The organism is Oliverpabstia sp. (assembly GCF_022785585.1).
Lineage (GTDB): Bacteria > Bacillota > Clostridia > Lachnospirales > Lachnospiraceae > Oliverpabstia > Oliverpabstia intestinalis.
In genome coordinates this window covers 1-8,559 of record NZ_JALFPR010000136.1, presented here as the reverse complement: position 1 = coordinate 8,559, position 8,559 = coordinate 1, and the positions used below count along the sequence as shown (strand labels likewise).

Annotated in this window: 7 protein-coding genes, 2 pseudogenes and 1 other annotated feature; all 9 genes and pseudogenes read left to right on the top strand. The window is 45.6% G+C overall.

The features are described from left to right. Nucleotides 1–366, top strand: a pseudogene (locus MSA64_RS09600) (hypothetical protein); the annotation flags it as partial. An 84-nt stretch (nt 367–450) separates the two neighbouring features. After that, nucleotides 451–567, top strand: a pseudogene (locus MSA64_RS09595) (N-acetylmuramoyl-L-alanine amidase); the annotation flags it as partial. Between the two features lie 110 nt (nt 568–677). Further along, entirely contained in the window at nt 678–1,727 is a 1,050-nt protein-coding gene (locus tag MSA64_RS09590; protein WP_277664193.1) for an L-threonylcarbamoyladenylate synthase, read from the top strand. A 9-nt stretch (nt 1,728–1,736) separates the two neighbouring features. Further along, nucleotides 1,737–2,198: an arsenate reductase/protein-tyrosine-phosphatase family protein gene (locus MSA64_RS09585; RefSeq protein WP_022171357.1), complete on the top strand. Its 462-nt coding sequence runs from the start codon at nt 1,737–1,739 to the stop codon at nt 2,196–2,198. A gap of 1 nt (nt 2,199) precedes the next feature. Then, nucleotides 2,200–2,643 carry a ribose 5-phosphate isomerase B gene (rpiB, locus tag MSA64_RS09580; protein ID WP_022171356.1) on the top strand — a complete coding sequence of 148 codons (444 nt, stop codon included), beginning with the start codon at nt 2,200–2,202 and terminating at the stop codon, nt 2,641–2,643. Between the two features lie 115 nt (nt 2,644–2,758). Beyond that, on the top strand, nt 2,759–3,388 hold the full coding sequence (gene upp / locus MSA64_RS09575; protein ID WP_022171355.1) for a uracil phosphoribosyltransferase: 630 nt from the start codon (nt 2,759–2,761) through the stop codon (nt 3,386–3,388). Nucleotides 3,389–3,457: 69 nt separating this feature from the next. After that, nucleotides 3,458–3,670: a binding site (T-box leader), on the top strand. Between the two features lie 144 nt (nt 3,671–3,814). Continuing rightward, on the top strand, nt 3,815–5,254 hold the full coding sequence (gene proS, locus MSA64_RS09570; protein ID WP_022171354.1) for a proline--tRNA ligase: 1,440 nt from the start codon (nt 3,815–3,817) through the stop codon (nt 5,252–5,254). Between the two features lie 88 nt (nt 5,255–5,342). After that, nucleotides 5,343–6,698, top strand: coding sequence for a CCA tRNA nucleotidyltransferase (locus tag MSA64_RS09565; RefSeq protein ID WP_287891464.1), 1,356 nt, complete (start codon nt 5,343–5,345; stop codon nt 6,696–6,698). 91 nt (nt 6,699–6,789) lie between these two features. After that, on the top strand, nt 6,790–8,334 hold the full coding sequence (gene guaA / locus MSA64_RS09560) for a glutamine-hydrolyzing GMP synthase (RefSeq protein WP_287891462.1): 1,545 nt from the start codon (nt 6,790–6,792) through the stop codon (nt 8,332–8,334). Nucleotides 8,335–8,559 lie beyond the last annotated feature (225 nt).

Sequence of the window (8,559 nt, the reverse complement as noted above, 5' to 3'; positions counted from 1 at the left end):
AAAGATGATACCTGTGATACGCATAAAGGCAATGTCAGAATAATTGTAGACCCAAGAGACAGCAGAACCCTGTCTGAGATAAAATACAGAAGTAAGTCAGGAGAAATCTATTCGGAAAATGAAGATATACAGAAAGATTTAAATGAAACCCTGAATCTGAACAGTGAAGGGCACAGATTACCTCAGAATAGAAAAGAAAAATTAAATGCTGTAATTAACGAGATTGCAAAGACAATGCCCCAAGGTACCTGGACGAAAGAAAAAATCAGGAACCTTATGATCGAATATGGCAAATGTAATTCAGAAGGAAAGAAGACGGAGTATCTGGGAATTATACAATGGTATTTGGGTAAAAAAATGAAATAAATTGAGAAATTGATTCAAGTAGAGGATGATAAAAAGCTGAAAAAAGTTTTTATCATCCTCTTGACATTTTGAGAATGCGGTTTTTTAAGTAATAATCAGGAAGCCTTATTGCTGACAGATGAAAAATATCAGAACAAGGTGGCAAAAGCAATCTGCAGTGGTACCTTGGAATATCTGAGCAGCCTGGCAGAGAAAAAGTGAAAATAAAAAAATCACAGGAGCCTGAGAAGCCTTGTGATAAATTTACACTTGCCCATCGCACGTTACTCTAGTATACTGTTATCAGATGTGAAGAAATAAGGTGAAAGAAAATGAAAACAAAAGTGATTCGCATGAATCCCCAGGAATTAGATATGGAAGGTATCCGGGAAGCCGGAGAGATTCTGAGACAGGGCGGTCTGGTAGCATTCCCCACAGAGACGGTATATGGACTTGGAGGAAACGGACTGGATCCGCAGGCATCTGCTAAAATCTATCGGGCGAAAGGTCGGCCTTCCGATAATCCACTGATCATTCATATTGCAGATATGGAAGATCTGGAGAAAATTGTAAAAGAGGTGCCGGAGAGTGCAAAAAAACTGGCATCAGTTTACTGGCCGGGACCATTGACAATGATTTTTCAGAAAAGCGATATTGTGCCTTATGAGACGACCGGTGGAATGGATACTGTGGCAGTGCGTATGCCGGATCATCCGCTGGCACAGGCACTGATCCGGGCAGGGGGAGGCTATGTTGCGGCACCAAGTGCCAATACATCGGGTCGCCCGAGTCCAACGATGGCTTCCCATGTGGAAGAGGATCTGGATGGGAAGATTGATATGATTCTGGATGGCGGATCCGTGGGGATCGGTCTGGAATCAACAATTGTGGATTTTACGGAAGAGATTCCGACGATTCTGCGTCCGGGATATATTAATCAGGAGATGGTAAGACGTGTGATCGGTCAGGTGCAGATGGATCGGGGATTGATCCAGGCAGACAGTAAAGTCAAACCGAAAGCTCCCGGAATGAAATACCGCCACTATGCACCGAAAGCGGATTTGACCGTGGTGGAAGGATCACCGAAAGCTGTACAGGAGAAAATCTGTGCGCTGGTGGAAGAAAAGATCAGAGCAGGAGAGAAGGTGGGCGTGATTGCTACAGAGGAGAGTATAAAGGCTTATCCGGAAGGAATTGTAAAGTGCATCGGAACAAGGGCAGATGAAGAGAGCATTGCGAGACATCTGTTTGCTGTACTGCGGGAATTTGACGACTGTGGAGTGACTTATATTTATTCAGAAGCTTTTGATACGCCCCAGATGGGACAGGCGATTATGAACCGTCTGATGAAGGCTGCAGGTCAGAAAAAGATTCAGGTTTGAGGATGAACTATGGTAATACGGTATAAAAAACTGATTTTTGTAGATACCAATGATAATTGCAGGGCGCCGATGGCAGAGATGATCCTGAAAAGAAAATTTCTTACCAATCCGTTGACGATTGAGTCCAGAGGGATGGTGGTATTATTTCCGGAACCGTTGAATCCGAAAGCGGAGGCAGTACTGACCAGCAACGGTTACCCGCAGCCAAGTCATATTGCCATGCAGTTAGAGCAGGAAGATATCAACAATGATGTTCTGATCCTGACGATGGAGGACAAACAAAAATCGCAGATCTGGGAAACGTATGAGAATGCGCCCCATGTCTATACAGTAAAAGAATACGTGGGGGAGAGCGGAGATATACCGTCCCTGCACGGTCAGCCACTGACTGTATACAGTCAGTGCTATACGGAACTGGAATTATTGATGAGAAAACTGGTAACAAGGTTAAACGAAGAGGAGGAACTGTAACATGATAGCAATTGGTTGTGACCATGGCGGATATGAACTGAAGAAGGAGATTGAGGCATACCTGGACAGCAGAGGACTGGAGTACCGGGATTATGGATGCGACAGCACAGATTCCGTAGACTATCCAATCTATGCAAGAAAAGTGGCTCATGCCATCGTTAAGGGAGAATGTGAGAGAGGAATCCTGATCTGCGGAACTGGAATCGGTATCTCTATCGCAGCCAACAAAGTACCTGGAATCCGTGCTGCATTATGTACCGATTGTTTCTGTGCACAGGCAACCAGAGAACACAACGATGCCAATGTACTGGCACTGGGTGGAAGAGTTGTAGGACCGGGACTTGCCATTAAGATCGTGGAGACATTCCTGGATACTCCATTTTCCAACGATGAACGTCACATCCGTAGAATCAAACTGATCGAGGAGCCGACAGACGGAGAGTAAAGTGCAGTAAAATACATGAAAAAGAAGGTAACAGATACAGTTATGAATGAAATTCCCGACTGTGATACAGAATGATAAAAGAGCGCTATGTCGGAAACGGCAGAAAGGAGAACAAATGTCAAAAGTAGTAGTTATGGATCACCCGTTGATTCAACATAAAATCGGAATTATCAGAAGAACAGAGACAAGTAGCAAGGAATTCAGAGAGATGATCGGTGAGATCGCGATGCTGATGTGCTACGAAGCGACCAGAGATCTGAAGCTGGAAGAGGTGGAAATTGAAACCCCAATCACAAAGATGACTGCGAAAGAACTGGCAGGAAAGAAACTGGCTGTAGTACCGATTCTCCGTGCAGGCCTGGGAATGGTAGAAGGTATGCTGGCAATGATTCCGGCTGCAAAAGTAGGACATATCGGTCTGTACCGTGATCCGGAAACTCTGGTACCGGTAGAATATTACTGCAAACTTCCGGCAGACAGTTCCGAGCGTGACATTTTCGTTGTTGATCCGATGCTGGCAACCGGTGGATCCGCAGAAGCAGCAATTACCATGCTGAAACAGAAAGGTGTAAAAAATATCCGCTTTATGTGTATCATTGCAGCACCGGAAGGTGTAAAGAAACTGCAGGAAGTACACCCGGATGTGGATATCTATATCGGTGCACTGGATGATCATCTGAATGATCACGGCTATATCGTACCGGGTCTTGGCGATGCAGGAGACAGAATCTTCGGAACAAAATAAGAGGGAGTCGGATAGCAACCCCTTGACAAATCAGGGAGTTTCCGATAAAATCCTATCAGCAATAAAATAAAAAAGGCGATGAAGGGAATAGTACACAGGTGACAATCAACAGAGAGGAAATCAGAGGTGGAAGATTTCTGTGCGGAGTGTGTGGAACCGACCCCGGAGCTGTCTGTGAGTAAGCAGACCGCGACTTTGGCGTTAAAAAAGAGTGAAAGAAAGTGAGCAGTCTTCGGGCTGTTAATTAGGGTGGTACCGCCGGATAAGCATCTGGTCCCTTTTTGGGGATCAGGTGCTTATTTTGATCTGGAATCCCCTGGAGATAGAGAAATGTACTCTCGGATACAACTGACAAAAAATCATCTCGCAAAATCAAGCACAGAAAGATTCCGAGAGTACGTGAGAACAAAAATGGAGGAAATAAAGATGGCAAAAGACAAAAAAATGGTAGAAGCGATCACTTCCATGGAAGAGGATTTCGCACAGTGGTATACCGATGTAGTAAAAAAAGCAGATCTGATTGATTACACCAGTGTAAAAGGATGTATGGCGATCAAACCGGCGGGTTATGCGATCTGGGAAAATATCCAGCATGAACTTGACCGAAGATTCAAAGAAACAGGCGTAGAAAATGTGTATATGCCAATGCTGATTCCGGAAAGCCTTCTGCAGAAAGAAAAAGATCACGTAGAAGGATTTGCACCGGAAGTTGCATGGGTGACACACGGTGGACTCGAACCGCTGCAGGAACGTCTGTGCATCCGCCCGACTTCTGAGACTCTGTTCTGTGATTTTTATGCAAAAGAGATCCAGTCTCACAGAGATCTGCCGAAAGTATATAATCAGTGGTGTTCCGTTATGCGTTGGGAGAAGACAACCCGTCCATTCCTGCGTTCCAGAGAATTCCTGTGGCAGGAAGGACATACCGCACATGCAACTGCTGAGGAAGCAGAAGAGAGAACCATCCAGATGTTGAACCTGTATGCAGATTTCTGCGAACAGGTACTGGCAATCCCGGTTATTAAAGGAAGAAAGACTGACAAAGAGAAGTTCGCAGGTGCGGAAGCTACTTACACCATAGAATCTCTGATGCACGACGGAAAAGCCCTGCAGTCCGGTACCAGTCATAACTTCGGAGATGGATTCGCAAAGGCATTCGGCATTCAGTACACAGACAAAGAAAATAAATTACAGTATGTACATCAGACATCCTGGGGTATGACAACCCGTATGATCGGAGCACTGATCATGGTACATGGTGATGATAGCGGACTGAAACTGCCGCCGAGAATCGCACCGGTACAGGCAGTGATCATCCCGATCCAGCAGAGAAAAGAAGGCGTTCTGGAGAAAGCCGCTGAACTGGAAGCTGCACTGAAGGCGGCAGGTATTCGTGTGAAAACAGATGCTACCGACAAGAGTCCGGGATTCAAATTTGCAGAGCAGGAGATGCGTGGTATTCCGGTTCGTATCGAGTGTGGACCAAAGGACATCGAGGCAAATCAGGCAGTCGTTGCAAGAAGAGATACCGGTGAAAAGATTGTTGTCGCATTACCGGAACTGGCTGAGAAAGTAACAGAGATCCTGAACACTATCCAGAATGATATGCTGGAGAGAGCAAGAACACACAGAGATGCACATACCTATACAGCAACCACCTACGAAGAATTTGTAAAGACCATCAATGAAAAACCTGGCTTTATTAAAGCTATGTGGTGTGGCGATCAGGCATGTGAGGATAAGATCAAAGAAGATACAGCAGCAACTTCCCGTTGTATCCCATTCAACCAGGAACATCTGGCAGATACCTGTGTATGCTGTGGAAAACCGGCGACAAAGATGGTATACTGGGGCAGAGCATACTAAAAGAAAAAGTGTGGGAACATCAATAAAGGCATTCGGCTGTTATCGGTGTTCAGAACGAATAGCATGAAACAGAAAAGGAGTGGATAGAATGCGGTTACAGTTACCGGCAGCAGTAAACATGATTATTGATGTGCTTCAGGCACATGGGTATGAGGGATTTGCAGTGGGTGGCTGTGTCCGGGATTCGGTGTTGAACAGAACGCCGGATGACTGGGACATAACCACATCTGCCACTCCTTATCAGGTGAAAGAACTATTTTCCAAAACCGTGGACACCGGTCTGCAGCATGGAACCGTGACGGTCATGGTACATGGTGTCGGCTATGAAGTGACCACGTACCGGATTGACGGGGAATATGAAGATGGCAGGCATCCGAAAGAGGTACAGTTTACCTCAAATCTGACGGAAGATCTGAAACGCCGTGATTTTACGATCAATGCCATGGCTTACAGCAAAGATCGTGGGCTGATTGATGAATTTGGCGGGATGAATGATCTGCAAAGAAAGATCATCCGCTGTGTGGGAGATCCGTGGCAGCGGTTCGGTGAGGATGCACTGAGGATCCTTCGGGCGGTACGGTTTGCAGCGCAGCTTGGATTTGAGATTGAAGAAAATACCAAAAAGGCAATTGTGGAACTGGCACCGACGCTTTCAAAGATCAGTGCGGAGCGGATCCAGACAGAGACAGTGAAACTATTGATGTCGGATCGTCCGGAGATATGGAGAAGTGTGTATGATCTTGGAATTACACGGATCATCATGCCGGAGTTTGATGCAATTATGGAAACACAACAAAATACGCCACATCATATGTACAATGTGGGTGAGCATACGTTAAAAGCACTTAGCCTGACAGAAAAAGACCGGATTCTGCGACTGACCATGCTGCTTCACGATATCGGAAAAGCGAATATGCGGACGACTGATGCGAACGGTGTGGATCATTTTAAAGGACATGGACCGGAGGGAAAAGAAATCGCGAAAAAGATTCTTCGACGACTGAAGTTTGATAACGATACCATCGCACAGGTGACTCGTCTGATCTACTGGCACGATTATCGTCCGGCCCCGGAAGAGAAAGCAGTCCGGCGGGCAATCTATAAAGTAGGAGAAGATCTGTTTCCGCTGTTTTTGAAGGTGCAGCGGGCAGATAACCTTGCACAGAGTATGTATCTCAGAGAAGAGAAGCTGGAGCGGATCAAAGCTGTGGAAAAGCTTTACCATAAGATCATGGAAAAACACCAGTGCGTGTCGCTGAAAACACTGGCAGTGACCGGCAGGGATCTGATAGCGACCGGAATGAAACCGGGACCGCAGATGGGAGCTGTGCTTCAGGAACTACTGGAGATGGTACTGGATCAGCCAGAGATGAATGAGAAAGAAAAATTGCTTGCCTGGTGGAAAGAACATGGGACTTGTCAAAAGGCAGAGGGTACTTTATAATATAGGGTACTTTAGAAATAAAGAGAAATATAAAGCTTCGGCGAAAACCGGGCAGAAACAATGGATATCAGAAAATCAGGAGGAGACGTTCATGAAGAGAGAAACCGTAATCGTACTCGATTTTGGTGGACAGTACAATCAGTTAATTGCGCGACGCGTACGTGAGTGTAATGTATACTGTGAAATTTATTCTTACAAAACCGATTTGGAAAAAATCAAAGCTATGGAGCCGAAGGGAATTATTTTCACCGGCGGTCCCAACAGTGTATACCTGGAGGATTCTCCTTCTTATGCAAAAGAAATCTATGATCTGGGTATCCCGGTTCTCGGTATCTGCTATGGTTCTCAGCTGATGATGCACCAGCTGGGCGGAAAAGTATGCAAGGCGTCGGTTCGTGAATATGGTAAGATCGAAGTAACCGTAGATCAGTCTTCTGCATTATTTGAAAATGTATCCGAAAAGACCATCTGCTGGATGAGTCATAACGATTATATCGAGCAGGCAGCACCTGGATTCAAGATCATTGCTCATACACCGGACTGTCCGGTAGCAGCAGTGGAAAATGTAGAAAAGAAACTGTATGCAACTCAGTTCCATCCGGAAGTTCTTCATACAAAAGAAGGAAAACAGATGCTGGCAAATTTCGTATTTAACGTATGTGGTTGTGCCGGCAGCTGGAAGATGGATTCTTTCGTAGAAGAGTCTATCAAGGCGATCCGTGAAAAAGTCGGTGACGGTAAAGTATTGTGTGCACTGTCCGGCGGTGTGGATTCTTCCGTGGCAGCTGTTCTGTTATCCAAGGCAGTTGGCGATCAGCTGACCTGTGTATTCGTAGACCATGGTCTTCTGAGAAAGAACGAAGGCGATGAAGTAGAGGCGGTCTTCGGTCCGGACGGCAATTATAACCTGAACTTTATCCGGGTCAACGCACAGGAACGTTTCTATGAGAAACTGAAAGGCGTGGAAGAACCGGAAGCAAAGAGAAAAATTATCGGTGAGGAATTCATTCGTGTATTTGAAGAAGAAGCAAAGAAAATCGGAGCTGTGGACTTCCTGGTACAGGGAACTATCTATCCGGATGTTGTAGAAAGTGGTGTTGGCGGAGAATCCACCGTAATCAAATCTCATCACAACGTAGGTGGTCTGCCGGAGCATGTAGATTTCAAAGAAATCATCGAGCCTCTGCGTGACCTGTTCAAAGACGAAGTAAGAAAAGCCGGTCTGGAACTTGGCATTCCGGATTACCTGGTATTCCGTCAGCCATTCCCTGGTCCTGGGCTCGGTATCCGTATCATTGGCGATGTAACCGCAGAAAAAGTACAGATGGTACAGGACGCAGATGCCATCTGGCGCGAAGAAATCGCTAAAGCTGGCTTGGACAAAGAAGTAAACCAGTACTTTGCAGCTCTGACCAATATGCGTTCCGTAGGTGTTATGGGTGATGAAAGAACATACGACTACGCCATCGCACTGCGTGCGGTAACCACTACAGATTTCATGACTGCAGAAAGCGCTGAGATTCCGTGGGATGTCATCGGAAGAACAACCAGCAGAATTGTAAATGAAGTGAAGCATGTAAATAGAGTAATGTATGATTGCACGGGGAAACCACCGGCAACGATTGAGTTTGAATAATGAAAAAATTCTGGAAACCCTTATAAACAGGGCATTTCCGGGCACAAGAAGTTCTATTTGATAACAAAATGATAACACCGGATATTTAGGTACTAAGACTTCCCATACCTGAAATGGGCTTCGCTCCTTGAAAATTCAATATTTCAGCTGACAAAATAGTGATTTATGCCCCTATAGCCTCTGGATGGAGTGCGTTACGCAGATATTTCGGCAGTCTCGCTTCAA